Annotated in this window: 17 protein-coding genes; all 17 read right to left on the reverse strand. The window is 40.3% G+C overall.

Annotation, left to right across the window (positions count from 1 at the left end):
* Positions 1–30: 30 nt before the first annotated feature.
* Positions 31–1,014: a glycosyltransferase family 2 protein gene (locus DWZ76_RS12120; protein WP_118472833.1), complete on the reverse strand. Its 984-nt coding sequence runs from the start codon at positions 1,012–1,014 to the stop codon at positions 31–33.
* Complete coding sequence (locus DWZ76_RS12125; protein WP_118472834.1) at positions 1,004–3,364, reverse strand: YfhO family protein; 2,361 nt, start codon at positions 3,362–3,364, stop codon at positions 1,004–1,006. The genes DWZ76_RS12120 and DWZ76_RS12125 overlap by 11 nt, the downstream gene beginning before the upstream one ends.
* A 30-nt stretch (positions 3,365–3,394) precedes the next feature.
* Positions 3,395–4,651: a nucleotide sugar dehydrogenase gene (locus DWZ76_RS12130; RefSeq protein WP_118472835.1), complete on the reverse strand. Its 1,257-nt coding sequence runs from the start codon at positions 4,649–4,651 to the stop codon at positions 3,395–3,397.
* Between the two features lie 32 nt (positions 4,652–4,683).
* Positions 4,684–5,634, reverse strand: coding sequence for a glycosyltransferase family 2 protein (locus DWZ76_RS12135; RefSeq protein WP_118472836.1), 951 nt, complete (start codon positions 5,632–5,634; stop codon positions 4,684–4,686).
* Between the two features lie 16 nt (positions 5,635–5,650).
* On the reverse strand, positions 5,651–6,973 hold the full coding sequence (locus tag DWZ76_RS12140) for a hypothetical protein (protein WP_118472837.1): 1,323 nt from the start codon (positions 6,971–6,973) through the stop codon (positions 5,651–5,653).
* 1 nt (position 6,974) lies between these two features.
* Positions 6,975–9,071, reverse strand: coding sequence for a glycosyltransferase (locus tag DWZ76_RS12145; protein WP_118472838.1), 2,097 nt, complete (start codon positions 9,069–9,071; stop codon positions 6,975–6,977).
* A 26-nt stretch (positions 9,072–9,097) separates the two neighbouring features.
* A complete protein-coding gene (locus DWZ76_RS12150) occupies positions 9,098–10,156 on the reverse strand; it encodes a glycosyltransferase (RefSeq protein WP_182427334.1) in 1,059 nt (352 codons plus the stop codon).
* A 17-nt stretch (positions 10,157–10,173) separates the two neighbouring features.
* A complete protein-coding gene (locus DWZ76_RS12155) occupies positions 10,174–10,911 on the reverse strand; it encodes an ABC transporter ATP-binding protein (protein WP_118472840.1) in 738 nt (245 codons plus the stop codon).
* Positions 10,912–10,926: 15 nt separating this feature from the next.
* Positions 10,927–11,754: an ABC transporter permease gene (locus DWZ76_RS12160; RefSeq protein WP_333549114.1), complete on the reverse strand. Its 828-nt coding sequence runs from the start codon at positions 11,752–11,754 to the stop codon at positions 10,927–10,929.
* On the reverse strand, positions 11,712–13,529 hold the full coding sequence (locus DWZ76_RS12165; RefSeq protein ID WP_118472842.1) for a glycosyltransferase: 1,818 nt from the start codon (positions 13,527–13,529) through the stop codon (positions 11,712–11,714). The genes DWZ76_RS12160 and DWZ76_RS12165 overlap by 43 nt, the downstream gene beginning before the upstream one ends.
* Before the next feature lie 25 nt (positions 13,530–13,554).
* Positions 13,555–14,541 carry a glycosyltransferase gene (locus tag DWZ76_RS12170; RefSeq protein ID WP_333549113.1) on the reverse strand — a complete coding sequence of 329 codons (987 nt, stop codon included), beginning with the start codon at positions 14,539–14,541 and terminating at the stop codon, positions 13,555–13,557.
* A 91-nt stretch (positions 14,542–14,632) separates the two neighbouring features.
* Positions 14,633–16,003, reverse strand: a complete 1,371-nt coding sequence (locus tag DWZ76_RS12175) for an exopolysaccharide biosynthesis polyprenyl glycosylphosphotransferase (protein WP_118472844.1) — start codon at positions 16,001–16,003, stop codon at positions 14,633–14,635.
* Positions 16,004–16,111: 108 nt separating this feature from the next.
* Positions 16,112–17,023 (reverse strand): glycosyltransferase, encoded by a 912-nt coding sequence (locus DWZ76_RS12180; RefSeq protein ID WP_118472845.1) that lies wholly within the window; start codon positions 17,021–17,023, stop codon positions 16,112–16,114.
* Positions 17,020–17,556, reverse strand: coding sequence for a transcription termination/antitermination NusG family protein (locus DWZ76_RS12185; RefSeq protein ID WP_118472846.1), 537 nt, complete (start codon positions 17,554–17,556; stop codon positions 17,020–17,022). Before DWZ76_RS12185 ends, DWZ76_RS12180 begins: the two co-directional genes overlap by 4 nt.
* Positions 17,557–18,043: 487 nt before the next feature.
* Complete coding sequence (locus DWZ76_RS12190; RefSeq protein ID WP_337412500.1) at positions 18,044–18,541, reverse strand: PD-(D/E)XK nuclease domain-containing protein; 498 nt, start codon at positions 18,539–18,541, stop codon at positions 18,044–18,046.
* Between the two features lie 104 nt (positions 18,542–18,645).
* The gene (gene smpB / locus DWZ76_RS12195; RefSeq protein WP_022358767.1) at positions 18,646–19,110 is read right to left on the reverse strand and encodes an SsrA-binding protein SmpB; all 465 of its coding nucleotides are present in this window, start codon (positions 19,108–19,110) and stop codon (positions 18,646–18,648) included.
* Between the two features lie 49 nt (positions 19,111–19,159).
* On the reverse strand, positions 19,160–21,265 hold the full coding sequence (gene rnr / locus DWZ76_RS12200; protein WP_118472882.1) for a ribonuclease R: 2,106 nt from the start codon (positions 21,263–21,265) through the stop codon (positions 19,160–19,162).
* Between the last annotated feature and the right edge of the window lie 32 nt (positions 21,266–21,297).

Raw genomic sequence — 21,297 nt, forward strand, 5'->3', positions numbered from 1 at the left:
CTCCATAGAATTTCTCTATATCTTAGTAAGTTATTTATTCTCTTCCTCACAGATAGTTGTCTTAGTATACGTTCTATCACTAATAATATAGCGAGGTCTGGCTTTCACTTCTAAGTATATCTTTCCAATATATTCACCCAAAATACCAAGACAAAGCAGTTGGACACCTCCTATAAAACATATTAAACTTGTCATACTTGCCCATCCATTTACGGTTTCTCCGATAAAATACTCCACAAACGACCAAAGCACTCCGATAAAACTTAATACAGCAATAACAAAACCAACTCCCGTTATCATTCGAATCGGCTTAATGCTAAGACTCGTAATGCCATCAAAAGCCAGCGAAAGCATTTTACTTAGAGGATAATGGCTCTCACCTGCAATTCTCTCATGCCTTTCATAATATACGATCGTACTTTTAAATCCAACCAGGGGAACCATTCCTCTTAAAAAAATATTTACCTCTTTATAATTTGCAAACTCCTGAAGAACCCGGGAAGATATCAGACGATAGTCCGCATGATTATAAATGACCTCCACTCCCATCCAATTTAATAGCTTATAAAAAGACTCCGCTGTAAACCTTTTGAAAAAAGTGTCTGTATCCCGCCTGCTTCTCACACCATATACGATTTCATTTCCTTTTAAATATTCTTCTACCATAGAATCCATGGCATTGATATCATCCTGACCATCACAATCAATCGATATTGTAATATCACATTGATCCTTTGATTCCATCAAACCTGCTAAAACAGCATTTTGATGTCCTCTATTACGGCTTTGTGATATACCAAGAAAGCAATCATCTTTCTTTGCCAATTCACATAAAATATTCCATGTTTGATCTTTACTTCCGTCATTCACAAACATAATTTTACTCTTAACTGATATAATGTTTCTATTGATTAATTTCATTATTTCCTGTTTGAACAACGGCGCCGTAATAGGAAGCACTTTTTCTTCATTATAGCAAGGGATTATTATATATAAAACAGGTTTATTTTTCATTATTTTCACTACTTTCTTTTTGCTTCACATTTTTTTGCAAGCGATCGTATAAAGCAAATAAAACACAGCCTACTGCACTTAAAGATATTCCAACTTTAAAGGGTGTATATTCGTATCGAAACTCTATTATATTTTCTCCTTTTTCAACTGGTATTGCTATTAACCCATTGCAATTATACATTTCTGCATCATATCCATTGACCTTTACTTTCCAAAAGCGATCATACGGTATGCTATAAAATGCAAATTCTTTCTTATCGGCTTCCAGTCTAATATTTAAAGTATTTTTTTTAGTTTCAAAATTAGAATTAGGATTTTTATTTTGTATCGTTCTTTTTAGCAGCTCCTCCCCCGCCAATTCAATATATTCCGGCGCATGTTTTAATTGTTTCTCTACTTTTTCTACATCCTGATCTTCAATTACTAAAGTATGAAGCATGACCAAAGCCCGTAGTTCCGCAGAAACTTTGTTAAATTCTGACTTTGTTATATATGAATCATATAAAGTTCCCATCGGAAGCGCCGCTTGATTTGCATATATATAAAAATCTTGATTATTCGCATTCTTTATATGCTTTATCAATTTCAGATTGCTTAATTTTTTCATCGTAACGATATATCTGGCACCCAATAATTCCTGCATTCCGACCGGACCAGCCGGAGACATATTTCCTCTGTTGATTCCAAGCGCACGATAAAAATCAAAAACAGAAGAATGGCACGTACTTATAAAAGAATTCGTTGATGGGAGTTCATTTGTCATACTAAGATTATAGTATGTATATCCAATTCCCTCATCAAAATAATATCTGTAGGGCAATACATTCCTTTTCAAAAGTGATGGAATCTCCGTCAAATAAGTAGAAACATTTTTAGAATACTGATTTGATTCAATACGGAAATTTATCCCAGTATTATCCAGCGCCCCATTCTGATAATCAAAAACACTTACTCCCAACAAACATACACTAAAAAAGATAGTAGCACCTTTATATATTTTTGTGCACTCGCTACGCTTGTTTTTGATTATGGCTGCAAGCACCACCACTCCCAAAACAGCACTCATTATATTAAGCACAAATCGGTGAATCCGAAAAATTTCTATACCGTCATAATGTATCCGTTTTAAGCAGCATAGCGCTATTGTAAACGTCAAAATGACACCCATAGAAATTATCAATCCATATTTTAAAGAATCTCTATATTTATCCGCTTTTTCACAAACTACGGCCGTTGCCAAAGACAAAAGTAAGGAAAACATAAACAGCCATCTTCCATATCTATCTGGTGAAAATGCTATAAATACGCTATTCAAAATTGGAATCACTGCCATTACAAAACAACATTTAATCAAAGAACTCAGCCAATTTTTCTCATGAAAAATATATGTCAATACAAAAGCCAATCCGAACAATGGTAAGTAAATTCCCCAGCTTCCCCAGTCATTAGACACAATTGCAGAATATGAATCCATTGATTCCGCTGGAAAAAAGAAAGCCCCTACTTCAATCAGCCATTCTTTTACCGTCATTAAAAACCAGTCCGATATTGGTAAAACAGCAGTTGCCCGCTTATTTCCCATCATGGACAAAAATGTCGGAACTACAATCACACCCGAAATCAGGCATCCCAAAATTCCTTCCCAGAAACAAGTTAAAATATTTTTTATCTGTCCTTTTTCACGCAAATTTGGAAGTAAAAAACGGAAAATATAATATAAAACTGTAAAGCAGGTAGTGCCCCAGAAAAATATCGGATTACATAACAAATTCACGGCACATGCCAGTGCAAAACATCCCTTCTTTTTATCCAATATCATTTTGTCCAAGGCAGCCAGCATAAATGGGAACAACGCTATCACATCCTGGAAATGATAAAAAACAATATTAATACATTGTGCTCCCGAAAATGCATATAACATCGCGCCTATCAATATAGCATCTTTTTTATGTAAGTATCTTTTCATCCACAATGCAGATGAATATCCTGCGACCGCAATCTTTAATATAAATAGCCATCCTATTACCCGTGGATACAATTCTGCCGGGAACAAAAGGGAAATCCAGTAAAATACACTTCCAATATTATAAAAGCCAAATGATTCTAGTAGATTTCCTCCCAAATCAATTCCCCAGCTCCAAGTTTCTCCCGACTTGATTGCCCTGTTCATCAGCATTCCAAACGGAATTTCCTCTGCCGAAAAATCATTTGACAGTGCAAAATATCCATGATTTAAAATCATTGCCGGGATCATAATGATTCCGGCAATCAAAGCACACATTATAAATGCCTCCAGCTCAGGATATCTGTTAAAATCAATCTTTTTTCTTTCTTTATATGCTGTGCACATCCATGCTCTCCTTGTGCAATAAATACTTTTCTAGTCCCTTTGGAAAATATCTCTTGTATAAACCTTTTCTTTCACATCATCCAGCGAACTGTCATAGCGATTTGCTACAATCGCCTGGCTTAATTGTTTGAATTTACTCAGATCATTTACAACGAGTGACCCAAAAAATGTCTCTCCATCCTTTAAAGTCGGCTCATATACGATCACCTTTGCCCCTTTTGCTTTAATCCTTTTCATAACTCCCTGAATCGAGCTCTGTCTGAAATTGTCGCTATTACTTTTCATTGTCAACCGGTAAACTCCGATAGTCACATTCTTTTCTTTCTCTTCTTCGAATTCGTTATCATCCTCATATCCATAATATCCGGCTAATTTCAATACCTGGTCGGCAATAAAATCCTTCCGGGTCCGGTTGCTCTCTACGATCGCTTCAATCAAATTTTCTGGAACGTCCGCATAATTTGCCAGCAACTGCTTTGTATCCTTCGGCAGACAATAGCCTCCATACCCAAAACTAGGGTTGTTATATTGGTTGCCAATTCTGGGATCCAGACACACTCCATCTATAATCTGCTGTGTATTCAATCCTTTACTTTCCGCATATGTATCCAGTTCATTAAAATACGCCACGCGCAGTGCTAAATAGGTATTTGCAAAAAGTTTCACAGCCTCCGCTTCGGTAAAGCCCATAATCAAGGTATCGATATTTTCTTTAATTGCACCTTCCTGCAGAAGTTCTGCGAATTGCTGTGCTGCTTTCTTTAACCGATCATCCTTCAAATCTGTTCCAACAATAATACGGCTTGGATATAAATTATCATATAAGGCTTTACTTTCTCGAAGAAACTCCGGACTAAAAATTATATTTTTACAATTAAACTTTTCACGAACAGAGGTTGTATATCCAACCGGAATGGTACTCTTGATAACCATAATTGCATCCGGATTATATTTCATAACCAGCTCAATGACAGCTTCAACTGCTGACGTGTCAAAATAATGTGTTTTTGAATCATAATTTGTTGGCGCAGCAATAACCACATAATCCGCGTTACTATATGCCTCTTTTGCATCAAGCGTTGCTGTAAGATTCAATTTTTCTTCTGCCAGATATTTTTCTATGTATTCATCCTGGATTGGTGATTTTCCCCTATTAATCAACTCTACTTTTTCTGGAACAATATCAACTGCCATTACCTTATGATGCTGCGCCAAAAGAGTTGCAATCGATAAACCTACATATCCTGTGCCAGCTACTGCGATTTTTAAATCTTCAAATTTTTTCATTTTCTATTGCCTCTTCTTTTTTACAATTAATTTCATTTGAAGTCTATATTCTTTATGCTTTTCTCCAAATTTTCAATTACTTGCAATCGAAATTCAAACTCTTGTCGTTCTTTCTCTGTCAACGTTTCCAATATTAATCCTGCAAAATAAGATATAATTGCTGTCACGGCTATAAAACCAGAAACAATTAATGTCGGAAAATTAGGGACAAACCCCGTTTGAAGAAATTTAATAGCAATCGGAAGAAACAGGAGTGCTGAAGCTAAAATTAATATCGTAGAAATTCTTCCAAAGAATCCCAGTGGATGATAGTTTTTATACAGTTTTCCAATCGTTTTTAATACTTTAAATCCATCCGAATATGTATTAAGTTTTGATTCGCTTCCCTCTGGTCTATCCCTATATTCAATAATTACATTTTCAATCCGCATATTTTTATCTACTGCATGGATCGTCATTTCTGTTTCAATTTCAAATCCTTTTGACAGAACCGGAAAACTTTTAACAAACAAATAACTAAATGCCCTGTATCCTGTCATAATATCTCTGATATCCGTTTTAAAAAGTCGATTAATAGAACCTCTAACAATACAATTTCCAAAATTATGAAATGGACGCTTATTTTCATCAAAATATGTAGATGATAAACGGTCTCCTACCACCATATCCGTTCTTTTTTTGAGCACCAAATTTGCCATTTGTTTTCCGTATTCCGCTGGATAGGTATCATCTCCATCAACCATGATGTAACATTGAGCATCAATCTCTCTAAACATCCGTCGTATGACATTTCCCTTTCCTTGTGAATACTCATGCCTAACCACAGCTCCTGCTTTGGTTGCTAAATCAGCTGTATTGTCACTAGAATTATTATCATACACATATATAACAGCTTCCGGAAGCTCCCTTTTCCAATCGGAAACTACTTTTTCTATCGTTTGAGACTCATTAAAACATGGGATTAATACTGCTATTTTATCCATATCGCTCTCCTTATCTTCACGTATGTGTTTCTTGTAATATTTCACTTTTATTATTTTTTATAAAAAACACATTAAAACAAACGAACACAAATGCAAACACTGTTCCTACTTGCGAACGATATGTAAACCAAAAATGAACCCAAGAATGCCCCGGACATGCTAAAAACCATACATACGGAGCACATCCTACTAATAAACAAAATACATATTTCGGTTTTTCCTTGAAAATTCTATATAACAAAAACAACAAAATACAAATGAGCATCATAATCAATATTTTTCCAAACAATGAATTCCAAGCAATTAAGTTTATTGGAAATATTTGCTTTATCTCTTTTGAAATAAGCTCTAATACATCTCTGCCGCTTTTCATATCATACTCAGATGATTGTATTCCATATTTCTTTGTTTCCAAATAAGCATCTAAAATAATATTTTTTCTTAGGATAATTGATGATAAAATCCATTTACTCATCCACAAGCCAAGATATCCTATACACCAAGAAGCACTACACTTTAACAAAAAGACAAACTTGTCTTTTATCTGTTCATTTTCATGTTTAACATCTCTCTTTATCAATAACATATTCATAACTAATGTATATGATGCCATTGGCGTCACTAATAAATCCAAAAAGCTAGTCACTCCACCTACAACGAACATTGTAGCCGATTCATCATAGTCTTTTTTGCAAACAACTATTATACCTATTAATGCTACAAAAAAGCTTCCAAGGAAATTACTTGATGAACATAAAACAATCATATTCACCGACAATAAAGCCATCAAAAGAGAAAATCCAATTTTTTTTCCAAATGTTTTCTCACTAATTCGGCAAGTACAAAAAATCAAAATTATAAATACGGCCTGGTAAATCAATCTAATTTGAGGTAATGTAAAAAACATCAACAATGGACGAATAAACACCTCACTCCCCATCCAATGCCTAGCATAGTCTCTATATGAAACTTTCTCATTTCCATCACTCAAAATTAATTGATTTAATGCTTCCAGAGGATTCATTCCTTTGAAAGACGCTCTATAATCTCCCATCGCTAAATTTAATACATTCTTTTGATTCGAAGCATATGCTACATTTAAATAAATAGCCTCTGAATAATTATCTAAACGTTGTGCTGCACTATCTTTTCCAGAATAAAACATTCTTGGATATACTCCCTCTTCATTTATCTGTTCCATAGAATTCCTTATATTCTTCTGAATTGGTTCATTTGGAAGTATATATATTATTGTTTTCAAAAAAGTAAATACTGCACATAACAAAATAAATAGTACTATGTATTTTTTCAAAAAAGCCGATATTTTTGAGTTTTTCATTTTAATATCCCTTTATTATTCTTTTTATTTTACCTGGTAGAAACATAATGCTTTTCCCAATTTTAAATGTAATTGTATTTTTTACATTCTCTATTGCTTTTTGAATTTCTTGATCAATATTTTGTTTTATACAGTCAGCACTCCACTTCTGCGCGCACCAATCCACAATATATAATTTAAATAGATTCTTTTCTTTTAATTCAAGTCCTTCTACTGCAAATTGTTCCTCTCGAGATAACTTTAAAAATCCGTTTCTTGCTTCTCCTAATACGTTTTTTTGCAATTCGAGTACACTTTCCAAACACAATTCATTTATAAATTTATCATTCAAAAAAAGAACCATATATATATAGCAAGAAAACAATCCATATGAATGTTCAAATGTGGTCCGTGTCGTCATAATAGAATTACTTCTATAACGCCTATTAAAAAATTGATTTGGCATATGTACTACTCTTTTTGCCATTATCATACATTGATATGTATATAAATTATCCTCATGAAGAATTCCGTTTACAAAATGTATGTTATTTTCTTCTAAAAATGACTTTTTTACCATTTGAAGCGGAACACTTGTCCGATAATCCCCATTTTTTTGCATTAAAGATAATAATTCTACTCCTGTATACACACCATTATATTTTGCGCTTCTTATATAATAGTCTATTGCCGCACTAACCGTTCCTTCTAAATCATCATCAACAAAGCTCCGGCCATCAAAGCATATCATATCAAGCGAATCTTTTTCAGCTCTAAAAAACAACTTATAAAGTGCATTTTTATCTAAAATATCATCGCTGTCCATAAAATAAATATATTTTCCATTTGCCAATTCAGCGCCCCTATTACGAGTGACCGAGAGTCCCGAATTTTTCTGTGTATATACTGATATTCTATGGTCTTTACTTGCCGCTTCTAACAACAGTTCCAACGAATTATCCTTTGAACCATCATTAATACATATAATTTCAATTTCATCTAACGTTTGATTCATAATACTATTCAAACATTCTTTCAAATAATTTTCCGTATTATACACTGGTATAACAACTGAAACTTTTGGAATATTTTTTTCTTCATTTTTTAATAAAAGTGTCAACTTATTTTCTTCATAATTTCTATTTCTTTTTTCAATGCATTCTAAAATATACTTAGTTCCTTTGCATTGATACAGATGTTCTAAATTAGAATAAAACGTTTCTTCTTGTTCCAACAAATTCATCCTTGTAAAATGTTCTTGCTGCATCTCTTGATATATTTTCACTTTTGCCTCTTTTGTTTTAACTGAATTTATATTATAAACACATCCAGCTAAAGTAACCTCTATAAAACTTTTCTTTACCTCTTCATAAATTCCTTTTTCATTCAGCGCATCAAACACTTGCTCATATGCTTCAAAAAACATTTCTGGATTTTTACTTTTTACACTTTGAAGATTATTCTTTTGTCCAATTCTATAACTTATTAAAACCTCATCTATATATGTAATTTTATTCGCTAACGCTAACGATAATAATACAAAAAAAGCATCATTTGTATGCTGCAATTCCTGAAACTGCAATTTTTCTCTTTCAATAAATTTTCTACTATATAATTTTGTCCATGGACACGGTGTCGTAATATTAAATATCTTTTCCGGTATATCCTTTCGTGAAAATACTGACTTATCTCCTATATACTCTTTCCGCAAAAAATCCGGTCTTTCTTTATGTTCTCCATTATCTACATTAAAACACTCCCCTCCAAACAAAACTATATCTGCATTTACTTTTTTCCCTTGTTTATATGTTTTTTCCAATAGTCCTCTTTCAAACAAATCGTCCGAATCAAGGAATATAACAAATTCTCCATTTGCTTGTTTCAATCCATTATTTCTTGCAACTCCAGCATATAAATTTCTTTGATGTAAAATTTTGATTCTATCGTCTCTTTTTGAATATTCTTCCAAAATTTCCAATGAACGATCCGTCGAACCATCATCTACACAAATAATTTCTATTTCTTTTAATGTCTGACATATTAAGCATTCAATAGCTTCTTCTAAATATGTTTCTGCATTATATACTGGCATTATAACCGAAACTTTAATTTCACTCATTTGTATTCCTCATTAAATGTTATTTTTTAGGACTTTTTTCGGCTCCATAAAGCCAATTTAATACAGCGCGGTATATATAGCAGATATTTTCCAACTCGAAATGTTATTGAATTTTTTATTGCTTTTATTTCATTTTCCAATCTCTCATCTTCTTTTCTTTGCTTTTCTTTTAACAAAATCACTTCGTCCCTAAATCTTCTATAAAACGGATATCCATACTTCTCTTTTCTATCTATTTCTAAACAATCATACACTCGTCTGATCCACTCTTCAATTTCTGTCTCACCCTCTATAATTCCACAACAAATTATCTCTCCAAACTCCTCCGTCATCCGAAACCACGTCAAATCAACTAGTCTTTCCAGATGATTTCTAACTGCCATATCCATATCCATATAGATACCCTTCAACAGCGCTATCCGTTTTTCTCTTGTCCATTTCAAATCTCTATGACCATAACGATATCGATACACCACTTTCTTTACCGCATAAAACTTTTCGGCAGTAATCATCGCTTTTACAAAAAATGGAGGATCCTGAAATCGAATCAATTTAGGGAAATACAACTGATGTTCTAATATAAATTCCCGATTATATAAAAATCTATGATACCCAAAATCAAATTGCCAATCCCTGTATTCAATTACACCCTCTTTTTGAAATACATATCCAAAATACTGTTCTGGAAATTCTGTTCTGACCTCTCCCGTCCTGTCATTGTATTCACTAAACTCCCCGCCACATATCTGACACCCACTATTTTCCGCTTTTTCAAAAAGGACTTCCAGAATATCCTTTTCTGGATACCAGTCATCTGGATCCATAAAAATCAGATATTTACCGGAAGCCTTTTTAATTCCGTTATTCCTTGCTGTCGAAACTCCCTGATTTTCCTGACGGATCGGTAAAATTCTGGCATCTGCTTTCGCATATTCTGCCAGAATTTCCCATGATCGATCCGTTGAACCATCATCAATACATACTACCTCTATCTCTTTTAAAGTCTGGCTCAAAATACTGTCCAGGCACTCTTTCAGATATAATTCCATATTATAAATAGGAACAATTATTGATACTTTCGTCATATGCTCTCCAATCATTTCTATTTTCTTTGTTCCATATATGCATCACATACAGTCTCTACTTCGCCAGCCATTTTAAGCACCCCATGATCCAACCACGCTGCATGATCACAAAGTTTTTTCACTGTCTCTATATTATGTGACACAAATAATAAGGTTGTTCCACCCTCCAGCATGTGACTCATGCGTTCCATACATTTCTGTTGGAAAAGGAAATCACCTACTGCCAGAATTTCATCAACAATTAAAATCTCCGGCTTAACCATCGTTGCAATCGAAAAGCCAAGTCTGGCAGACATACCGGATGAAAAATTTTTAATTGGAGTATCAAGGAAATCATGCAATTCTGCAAAATCCACAATTTCATCAAAATGCTCTTCCATAAATTTCTTCGAATGTCCTAAAACAGTTCCATTCAAATAAATATTTTCACGAGCTGTTAAATTCGGATCAAATCCTGCTCCTAACTCAATCAGAGGCGCAATCTCTCCATTTACGGTAATACTCCCTTTATATGGCTTTAAAATTCCACTAATTGCCTTTAAAAGTGTTGATTTTCCAGAACCGTTCACGCCAATGAGCGCCCACGCTTCACCTCGTTTTACTTTAAAAGAGACATCTTTTACTGCCAGAAATTCCTGAAATATCAGTTCTTTTTTTATCAGCTTAATAATGTATTCCTTCAGGTTATCAACCTTTTCACTCGCCATATTAAAACGTATGGTTACGTGATCTATTTCGATTGCATAATCTTCCATTTCAGCACCTGTTCCTTAAATATATAAAATAAAGTCATCCTGTTTTCGCTTAAACATTAAGACTCCAAGCACCAGCATCACAAATGCTATCAACCAGCCGCCCCAGAAAACACGTGGTCCCGGAAAACGACCATAATAAACTAAATCTCTAAACTGCGCCACATAATAATATAACGGGTTCAATCCCTTTACGATAAAGGCAACACTGCCTGGTAAGGACTCCACCGGATAAAAAATCGGTGTTAAGTACATCCATGCTGTAATAATTGCCTGGTAGATATACTGCACATCTCTAAAAAAGACATTGAACTCTGCTAAAAAGAATCCCAAACCACAACAAAAGATATATATTTGAATTACTACAATTGGGAACAAGAAAAAGGTCCAATATATATGTGCTCTTGTGGCAAGCATAACAATAAATAATGCTCCAAACGAAAATAGCAAATCCACCATACAGCTCGTCACCTTCGATAAGGTAAAAATGTATTTTGGCACATACGTTTTTTTCAAAAGCGCCGCATTGCCCGTAACAGAGGTCATCGCCTGGTTTGTCGATGTAGACATAAAATCAAACAACATCTTCCCCGTAAACAAATACACCGGGAAATTTTCAATATTCCGGCTGAACATCGTCGAAAACACAATCGTCATAATAATCATGACAAACAACGGATTCAGCACACTCCACAGATATCCCAGAAAGCTGCGTCGATATTTTAGTTTTATGTCACGGCTTACCAGCTGTATCAGAAGATCTTTGTATTTCATAAAAACATTGATCCGGTCAATCCAAGCCCTCATTTTTTGGTTCCTTTCTCTATCTCCAAATACTGTTTCCATGCATCCATGCATGTGAATTTTTGAATCTCATTCCGGTATTTCTCGGCTGCTGATTTATGTTTTTTCATCAACCTCCATGCGTCACGGTAAAGTCCACAAGCCAGCCACATCTGTTTCCAGTCTTTCTTTGCCAGAACGGCTTTTCCCGAAAACGGCTCAAACAACACAACTTTTTTCTTCCGGAATGCCTGGAACGGAGATTCAACTGGCGATAAAGCGATTATTTTTTTATCCGCAGGAAGCAGCCAGCCATTGAATGTGGCTTTTTTTACCAGATTTGCCGCTTTTCTCGCCGGGCCGAAATATTCGTTTACCGTTTTCACTTCATAGGAATCCCGATAGTCTTCCGCATATTGTTTAATCCGACGATAGTCTTCTTCCCCTAATTCTTCCTTCAGATTTTCAATCGGTTTCATTGCAACCTGCTCTCGAAGCCAGTTATTCAACTTTTCTGCATCCGTTTTAGATAACCATTCCGGTCCACGGCAGAAATCATAGAATGCCTGATATGCCAATCGCATTTCTCCGTAGCGGAATTCAATGATATCCACTGTAATACGTTTCCAAATCCATTTAAGGATCTCTGTTTGACTTCTCTCCTTTTCGATCAAAGCGGTCGTAATTAATGTATTCCGCACATCGTAATACGTATTTACGCCTGTAAAGGTAAGTTCAAACCCTTTATGCCATACGCCAAATCCATTTAAAAAGACGATTCCCGCTTTCTGGTTTCGAATGCCAAATTCGATATCATCATGGTGAAGAAACAGCGGGATCGGCAGATTATCCGGGCGCACAAGATTCAAACTCATGCAGCAGCACCACCAGCCGGAATACGGCGTGTTTTTATGAACTGCTTCACACATATATTTATCCGTACATGTGTGGAAATCTCTTAAATCTGCCAGTGGGAAATCATTCTTTACTACAAATTCTTCAAACCACTCTCCGGCTGCCTGCTGAATATACAGGAAATCCTCCCGCCACAAGCTTCCGCCTAAGGTAATATCCTCCCACTCATCCTTCCGCATCCCCAAAAATCCATACGCCCGCACAAACAGCTCCGGATCCATGACCGCATCGTCATCCATCATCTGTACGTGTGTCAGTCCCAGGCGTTCTTTCTCCTCGATCGCTTCAATCATGCCTCTCGTAAAGCCGCCGGCGCCGCCGACATTTCGGTTTGGAATGATGCGAATTGTATCTGGATGCTGGGCAGCCAGGCGGCTGATTTCTTCGTGTTCCGAGAGTGTTCTCCCATTATCCACCAGCCAATAGCAGAGATTCATCGATGCATTTTCCGGGCGCTCTAAAAAGCGGAGAACACTTTTTAAATTTCGCAGCACATACGGTTCGCGTTTAAATGTACAGACAACCGCCGCGATGCGAACCGACTTTTCCTCCTGACATTTTCCCTCATACCACCCAGACAGCTGCGGTACATCTGATTTGCTGCTTATTCCTGGTTTTACTGAAAACCAGAATACACCTTTATCCGTCTCCTGATACGGAAATTCCAATGTCAGCGGCTCCGGCTGTCCGCTCAATTCGATTTCACGGATCATGGTTTCGTCATGTATCAGCCGGACTGCCTGGCAATCGCCCACTTCCAGATGCAGCGTCAGTGTTTCCTGATTTGTATATTTTTTTCTTTTTTCTATATAAAAGAGATTGAAATAGCCATTGAAATCAATCCACTCACCATTCCGGTGGAAATACAGCTCTTCTTCCCTGCAAATGTCCGGTTCTGGGAACCGTATATTCTGTAATCTCATCCGCTCTTCTCCTTCTTTTGTTTCGTCAGAACTGGCGTTTCTGATGTTTCAGCACCCAAACCGCCGCCCCATACAACCGATACCGGCTCATCCGGAGCGCCTTTACCGCCTTATTCCGGTTTGCATGATAAATTCCCGGATATTTTTCCAATAATTCCTTGTCAAACCGAACCAGCTGATTTCTCACCTTTTTATCCGCCGGAAGGCTCAAAAGGATCTTGACTCTTCCTGCCGCCACGCGGGCGATTCCGCTCTCAATATAGCGCAGTTTTTCTTCAGAGCAGGCAATCTCTCCATTCCGGCATTTCTGATAAAATGCACACAGGGATTCCAGCACCCGGTCGTAATTTTTCTTGTTCTGCACCATTTTTTCCGGGCTGACACTCTGACCTACACGTCCAATCCGGTACTGGTAGACAAAATCCGGCAGAAAGGACACGGTCCGCACCCACGGAATCGGATACAGGATGTATTCCGCATCGACGTAATAACAATGTTCGTCGATCGAAAGCGGCATCTGTCTCAAAATCTCTGTCCGCCAGGTAATCCCATGCATTTTCATATAAACCTGATCAGCGATACCATCCAAAACGTATGATTTTCCGTATTTCACGCCCTTGAATGGCTCTTTCATCTCCGCCTTACTCGGAAAAGAGGATTCCTCCCCGCTTCCATTGTCAAACCGCCAGTAAAAGCCGCTGACCACCGCATCATCGTTGGTATGCGCCAATGCATCTAATAAATTTGAAAATGCCTCCGGCTCGACCCAGTCGTCGGCATCGACAATCTTTAGATACCGGCCGCGCGCCTCCCGGACGCCGCAATTAATGCCAGAACCGTGACCGCCGTTTTCTTTATGAATCACACGGACTGTATCGGGATAGATTTTTGCATATTGATCTGCAATTTTTCCGGTGTGATCTGTCGAACCATCGTCTACCACCAACACTTCCAGGCACGACTGCCCATTTTCCTGGTATCTCGCATCCGGTTCTGTCTCTCCTTTCTCCATGTCTGAAATTTCAGGTTTTTCAAGAACTAGACGTTTGTTTGTACATTCGTCACAGAGAGAGTCCAATGTGTATTTAATATATTTTTCCGCGTTATACGCCGGGATGACGACTGTCAGAAGCGTTTCCATTGTCCGCCACTCCTTCCGTACTTTCTTTTAACATCATGATCTTCGGTGTCATCAGCATCAGCTTCAGATCCAGAAGCAGAGAATAATTCCGTATGTAGGTCAGATCCAGTTTCAGCTTGTCATAGGAAGTCGTATTGTATTTCCCGTAAACCTGTGCATAACCAGTCAGTCCCGCTTTCATTTTCAGGCGGTAGCAAAATTCCGGGATCTCTTCCTCTATCTCCTCCGCCAGCTCCGGACGTTCCGGGCGCGGTCCCACGATCGACATCTCGCCTTTCCAGATATTAAAAAGCTGCGGAAGCTCGTCCAGACGGGTTCTGCGGAGGAAGTGTCCGACCGGCAGAATCCGGTCATCATTTTCAGCCGCCAGTCTGGCGCCTGTTTTCGCCTCTGCGTTCTGGATCATCGTCCGGAATTTACAGATCTGAAACTCTTTCCTACCCTCGGTCAGCCTCGTCTGCTTATAAAACACAGGTCCCCGGTCGGTCAGATAGATTGACAGCGCCACCAGCAGAAAAAATGGCGATAAAACAACGATTCCCAATCCTGAAAAGAATAGGTCAATCGCCCGTTTCACAAACCGCTGTCCCCCGGAAATGCCCTCATTTCTTGACAGAAGAAGCGGACTGTCGAAAATATCCAGTTCTTCCGAGGTCCGGAGCAAAATATCCGACAGTTTCGGCACTGTATAGGTGCGGATGTCCTTTTCAAAGCATTTTTTCAAGAGTGCATTTCGCTCCTTGGCTGGAATATCGCCGATAATCAAGGCGTCAAATGTCCCTGCTTCCCGGATGATCGCCTCCATTCCTGCCCGGATATGAATCGCTTTCGCCAGGTAATATTTATCCTCGCGCGAATTGATTTTTTCCATCAGATGAAATGCCGGACGATCGCCGCATACCAGAAGCATTCTTCTCGGCGGAAACAGCAGCCGGTACAGCCGCTGAAATAAATATGTCCAGACGATCGCCGCCAGAAGCTGTACCAGCATCATCGCCAGCAAAGTCCGCGGATCGTGAAATTTCTTATCCAGCAATGAGATTTGTATATAGGTAATAATATTTAAAAGCCCGATCGACAGTATCTGGGAGCAAAGCAGGTTTCCCTTTTTCAGATATCCGATCCGGAATCCCCCATATGTATATAGGAAGAAAAACAAAATTCCTGCATACAGGGCGATCATCAGCCAGTTTCCTCTTCTCCAAAATGGAAATTCAATTAATTTATTGAAATAACCGTTCCAGACGCATCCATAAATTCCCGTCAGGACAGCCATCAAAATGACCGCGCCTCCCATTCGGAACAGCCTCTTGAATGGTTCGTATTGTCTCAAAATCGTATCCTCTCGCAACTGTCTGCTTTCTCACAGGCAAACTCCGCGTACAAATGTACGGTTCTTACCAAACAGTTACTTTCTTTCATCTTTTTTTATCCTGAACTATCAGGCGTGCATTCTTTCCCGCAACTTTTTCTGATACAAATAGCCGCGAATCCCAACCGGCAGTATGCTTGCCGCCACACGCACAGCACAGTTACTTATATATTCAGGAAATGTCAAAAATCCACTTTTATAAAAATGGGTCTGCAGACGTATATTTTCTCTCGCATACGCCAGACCGCCGCGCCGCTGCATCATGCCATTTCCCGTTCTCGCGTATACCAGCACATCCGGCAGATTTTCCGCCCGATAACCAGCCTGCAGCATCCGCACCCATAGTTCGTAATCTTCGGCACCCTTCACGGCACGATAATTGCCAACCGCTAAAACAGCGTCCCGCCGCATCATAACCGCCATGTGGTTCATCGGGTTGCGCTTGCGGGCAAATATAAGAATCTCCTCATAACCGCACGGCAGCGTCCGGGTACCGGTGATACAACAATCTTCTGGAATCTCCACCGGCTCTTTCGGTGTATCTATCGTCCACTGCATATTTGCTGCTTTTTCCAGCGAATCCATCTCAAACTCGGCAATCGCCCCGCTCGCCAGCGCCAGCGCTGGGTTGCCTCGGAACTGCACCAGCTGCTTTTCACATCGTTCCGGACAGGCGATATCGTCGCTGTCCATGCGGGCAATCAGATTATTTCGGCAGCTTTCCACCCCTGCTGCCAGTGCCGGTCCTATGCCGCGATTTTCCGGCAGACGCACGATTTTCACCTGTTCGGACCATGTTTCTTCTAATTTTCTGATTACTGCATCGAGTTCTTCCGTCAGCGGACCATCGCAGACCAGGACAAACTCATCCGGGGAAACACTCTGTTTCATCATGCTGAGCGCCGCCCGGTAAAAATAGAACGGATTTTCCTTTCGGTAAACAGGCATCAGAACGGAATACTTCATATCTATACTTCTCATATGCCTGCCACCTGCTCCCGGTTTTCATCGCCTTTTACACGGATCGCCAGTTCGACCCGCCGTGCTGCTCCCAGCATCGGTATCTCCAGCGTCACAACCCGTTTTCGGATTCGTTTCCGCACAATCTGTCCCAGCGACTCTCCCAATATGCCTTCCGCCGACACGAGCTCTCCCGCCTCGTTTACCTGTACGAGAAATCGTCTTACCGTATGCTGCGGATCCTCTCGAAGCAGACGTTTCAGGAAATCTTCCTCCGCCTTTTCCAACGGTACTGCCTTCTCATCGAGCGGAAGCTTCGCAGAACCAGCCAAAATTCCTATCTTCTGTTCCAGTTCTCCCGCATCATCCGTATCCACAAAGATATATCCCGGAAACATCGGCTCCACACCGATGTGATAAATCCCGCCCATCCGCCAGGACCGTTCTTTAGACAGCACAAAACAGGGCTTATCCGACTCTCCCGAATAAACCCGGTTCAATTTCTCTGCCATCTCAGCTTCTCTTCCTGTAGGCGTTTGTACTGCGTACCACATACCGAGCTTCTTCCTCTCGTTTTTACAGTTTTCGCAGAATACCTAGTTCTGCGAAATTTGGAGGAAATTTCAGAGACACAAAAGGAGTTTTATTTTGATAATATTGATTTTTAAATAGTATTAATCGGAAATTTGGTAAATAATTGATCAGAAATGCGTATCTTAATAATTTCATAATAGATTCTTGGGAGAAACTTCTATTGAATTCGCTCTAAAAGCATAGTATAATGAACAAAGATTTCGCAGAACTAGGTATTCTGCGAAATCTTTATTGTTTGATTTATTTTGCAATACCATACAGTATATATACACATTATCTTTATGCTCAAATTGTGTATAATTGCCCTTACTTAGTTTTTTAACATACAAAAAGCAGAGATGGATCTTTTTATGATTTCATCTCTGCTTCCCAATTTTCTTATTCTTTTATGTCCTACCGAATTTTCTGATAGAGCCGTATATCCCTTAATACCGTTATCTTAGATACTTACTTTTTCTTCACCATACACCGTTTCTTAAAAAACGAAATGCCATAGCAGAGTACCTGATCGTAGTCATCCTCATACTCCTTCGCATACATTCTGTCATCAATCTGCCACAGAGCTGTATCGCACTCACTTTCTAATTTTTCCAGATTTTTCGTATACTTTGCCTCAAAGACTGCAACCCGTGCATTGATGGAATCGTAGACGACCACATCACTGCGCCCCTCTCCATGCTCCTTATTGGAATCCACCATATACCCAGCACCGGTAAAGATTCCAGCGAGAAAAGCATGGTAAAAATCTTCCCGATAATCATGGTAACTGATCGTGCGCCGCAGCAAAGCATTCATCTCTCTTGTAATGCCCTCGCTGTCACCGTTCCAGACCGCATCAAACAGGGCATTCCGATCACATTTCCTGGTGCTGTTATCGAACCATTTGATAACGATCGTTTCAAAGATCTCTTTAATTTCCGCATTCGGAATCATAAGGGCAGACATGCCATCTGGTAGTTCATCCTTATAATCAGCTCTGTGCGCTTTCGTTAAGTATCTTGTCAGATACAACATGCTCTGTTTTTTATCGCTTATTTCAAATATAATAATTATTTCTGTCTCGCCTTAAACGCCCGGTCAATCTCCCGCTTCGCGTCCTTTTTCGCCAGATCGTCTCTCTTATCATACAGCTTCTTACCGCGTGCCAGACCAATCTCTACTTTTACGAGACTTCCCTTAAAATACACCTGCAGCGGCACCAGCGTATATCCTTTTTCTTTGATCTTTGACATCAGGCGGCGGATCTCCAGTTTGTGGAGAAGGAGTTTCCGCACACGCAGCGGATCTTTGTTAAAGATATTTCCCTTCTCATATGGGCTGATATGCATGCCGAATACATACACCTGACCGTCGCTCTCGATCTTGATAAATGCCTCCTTGATGCTGCATTTACCCATGCGGATCGATTTAACCTCGGTACCGAATAACTCGATCCCGGCTTCGAATTTATCATCGATAAAATAATCATGGTAGGCTTTCTTATTGTTCGCCACCATCTTGATTCCTGCTCCCATTTTAATTCCTCTTTCCCTCTCTACTTTTTACATCTTATTTTACAATCTTCTACTTCCAGTACACCGCCGGCATAAAATCAATCGTCCTCGCATACCGGTCGCACGCAGTCACGCGGACGCGGATAGTCTGACCGAGTTTGTACGTCTTTCTCGTCATCTCTCCGACCAGCTCATAGTGTGCTTCGTCAAATACGAAATAGTCGCCACGCAGTTCATTGACATGAACTAATCCTTCAACCGTGTTCGGCAGCTCGACATAGAAGCCCCAGTTGGTGACACCGGAAATGACTCCCTCGAATTCTTCTCCGATGTAATGTTCCATGTACTGGACTTTCTTCATCTTATCTGTTTCGCGCTCGGCTTCGTCAGCGCGGCGCTCCAGGGCCGAGGTCTGGACTGCCACTTCCGGCAGGATTTTTTCAAAATGGGCGGTTTTTCGCGCATCCATATTGCCATGCAGGCACTCTTTGATGATCCGGTGGATCTGCAGATCCGGGTAACGACGGATCGGGGAGGTGAAATGGGTATAGTATTTCGCCGCCAATCCAAAATGACCGGAGTTCACGGTCGAATATTTCGCCTGTTTCATGGAGCGCAGCGTCAGACGGCTGAGCAATGCCTCCTCCGGCGTGCCCTCGATCTTTTCAAGCAGCTTTTGCAGCTCTTTCGGGTGGACTTCGCCGCCCGGCATCCGCAATGTATATCCAAAGTTGTTGATGAACGTGCCGAGTTTCGCCATCTTCTCCTCATCCGGTTTCTCATGGATTCGGTAGAGGAACGGCATTTCCTGCCAATAATAGTCCTCGGCTACCGTCTCATTTGCCATCAGCATGAAATCCTCGATAAGCTTCGTCGCCGCGTTGCGCTCATACGGCTTGATCTCGATCGGGCGTCCTTTGGCGTCGAGTAAAATCTTGCTCTCTGGAAAGTCGAAGTCAATCGCACCGCGCTCCTGGCGCCTCTTGCGGAGAAGCTGCGAAAGTTCTTTCATTTGCAGGAATAAATCCACAAATTCCTTATATTTCTCCTTTGTCTCTGCATCATCATCCGTGATGATCGCATTGACCGCCGTATACGTCATCCGGCGATCGACGCGGATCAATGTCTCTGCAATCTCATGTCCGATCACGACGCCTTTGTCATTGATCTCCATGATACAGCTCAGCGCCAGGCGATCTTCGCCCTGATTCAGGGAACAGATACCGTTTGAGAGTTTATGCGGCAGCATCGGAATGACGCGGTCGGTCAGATACACGCTCGTTCCGCGCTTTAATGCCTCGCGGTCAAGCGGGCTGCCCTCGCGGACATAATGGGTCACATCCGCGATGTGTACACCGAGCCGGTAACCCTGCTCCGTCTTTTCCAGCGTGATCGCATCGTCGAGATCCTTCGCTTCCTCACCATCGATCGTAACTGTCGGCAGATCGCGCAGATCCTTGCGTCCCGCCTTGTCCTCCTCGCGGACGGCATCCGGGATCTCTTCAAGCTGCGCCATGACCTCCGGCGGAAATTCTTCCGGCAGACCGTATGCTTTCACGATCGATAAAATATCGACTCCCGGATCGTTCATATGTCCGAGAATGCTGGTGATCACGCCCTCCGGCTTCTTATCCGGGCCGTTTCCGTAATCCTTGATCTTCACGATGACCTTATGACCGGTCACTGCGCCCGCGTCACACCCCTGCGGGATGAAAATGTCGCGTGAAATCCGTGGATTGTCCGGGATCACAAAGCCGAAACCGCCGTTTTTCTCATACAGACCGACCAGCTCCTGATTGGCGTGCTCCAGGATCCGCACGATACTTCCCTCGGCTCTGCGTCCGCCGTCGCTCTCCTGCTCAATCACAACCAGCACCTTATCGCCGTGCATCGCGCCCTTTGTTTTTTCACGCGGAACGAACACATCCTGCTCACGTCCCTCGATTGTCACAAAACCGAAACCCTTCGGGTGTCCCGAATAAATACCTGCCTCTGAAAATGTCTCCGGGCGTCCCAGCTTGCCCTTGCGGGACATGCTGATTTTTCCCTCTTCCAGCAGATAATCGATAACCCGCTGCAGCTCCCGGCGCTGTTCCTTCGGAATATTTAAAAGAAGTGCCAGCTCCTTCAGCTTCATCGGCACGTATGCCGGTTCATTCATGACATCCTGAATCATCTTGCAGCGGCGGGTAAACTCCTCCTCGGAAG

This window comes from Clostridium sp. AF35-15 (genome assembly GCF_003477745.1).
Classification (GTDB): domain Bacteria; phylum Bacillota; class Clostridia; order Lachnospirales; family Lachnospiraceae; genus Otoolea; species Otoolea fessa.

What these genes read in the sequence shown, in the direction of transcription:
- DWZ76_RS12120 (WP_118472833.1), bottom strand. Translation starts at nt 1,014, where the DNA reads ATGAAAAATAAACCTGTTTTATATATAATAATCCCTTGCTATAATGAA.
- DWZ76_RS12125 (WP_118472834.1), bottom strand. Translation starts at nt 3,364, where the DNA reads ATGTGCACAGCATATAAAGAAAGAAAAAAGATTGATTTTAACAGATAT.
- DWZ76_RS12130 (WP_118472835.1), bottom strand. Translation starts at nt 4,651, where the DNA reads ATGAAAAAATTTGAAGATTTAAAAATCGCAGTAGCTGGCACAGGATAT.
- DWZ76_RS12135 (WP_118472836.1), bottom strand. Translation starts at nt 5,634, where the DNA reads ATGGATAAAATAGCAGTATTAATCCCATGTTTTAATGAGTCTCAAACG.
- DWZ76_RS12140 (WP_118472837.1), bottom strand. Translation starts at nt 6,973, where the DNA reads ATGAAAAACTCAAAAATATCGGCTTTTTTGAAAAAATACATAGTACTA.
- DWZ76_RS12145 (WP_118472838.1), bottom strand. Translation starts at nt 9,071, where the DNA reads ATGAGTGAAATTAAAGTTTCGGTTATAATGCCAGTATATAATGCAGAA.
- DWZ76_RS12150 (WP_182427334.1), bottom strand. Translation starts at nt 10,156, where the DNA reads ATGACGAAAGTATCAATAATTGTTCCTATTTATAATATGGAATTATAT.
- DWZ76_RS12155 (WP_118472840.1), bottom strand. Translation starts at nt 10,911, where the DNA reads ATGGAAGATTATGCAATCGAAATAGATCACGTAACCATACGTTTTAAT.
- DWZ76_RS12160 (WP_333549114.1), bottom strand. Translation starts at nt 11,754, where the DNA reads ATGGAAACAGTATTTGGAGATAGAGAAAGGAACCAAAAAATGAGGGCT.
- DWZ76_RS12165 (WP_118472842.1), bottom strand. Translation starts at nt 13,529, where the DNA reads ATGAGATTACAGAATATACGGTTCCCAGAACCGGACATTTGCAGGGAA.
- DWZ76_RS12170 (WP_333549113.1), bottom strand. Translation starts at nt 14,541, where the DNA reads ATGGAGAAAGGAGAGACAGAACCGGATGCGAGATACCAGGAAAATGGG.
- DWZ76_RS12180 (WP_118472845.1), bottom strand. Translation starts at nt 17,023, where the DNA reads ATGAGAAGTATAGATATGAAGTATTCCGTTCTGATGCCTGTTTACCGA.
- DWZ76_RS12185 (WP_118472846.1), bottom strand. Translation starts at nt 17,556, where the DNA reads ATGTGGTACGCAGTACAAACGCCTACAGGAAGAGAAGCTGAGATGGCA.
- DWZ76_RS12190 (WP_337412500.1), bottom strand. Translation starts at nt 18,541, where the DNA reads ATGTCTGCCCTTATGATTCCGAATGCGGAAATTAAAGAGATCTTTGAA.
- smpB (WP_022358767.1), bottom strand. Translation starts at nt 19,110, where the DNA reads ATGGGAGCAGGAATCAAGATGGTGGCGAACAATAAGAAAGCCTACCAT.
- rnr (WP_118472882.1), bottom strand. Translation starts at nt 21,265, where the DNA reads ATGATTCAGGATGTCATGAATGAACCGGCATACGTGCCGATGAAGCTG.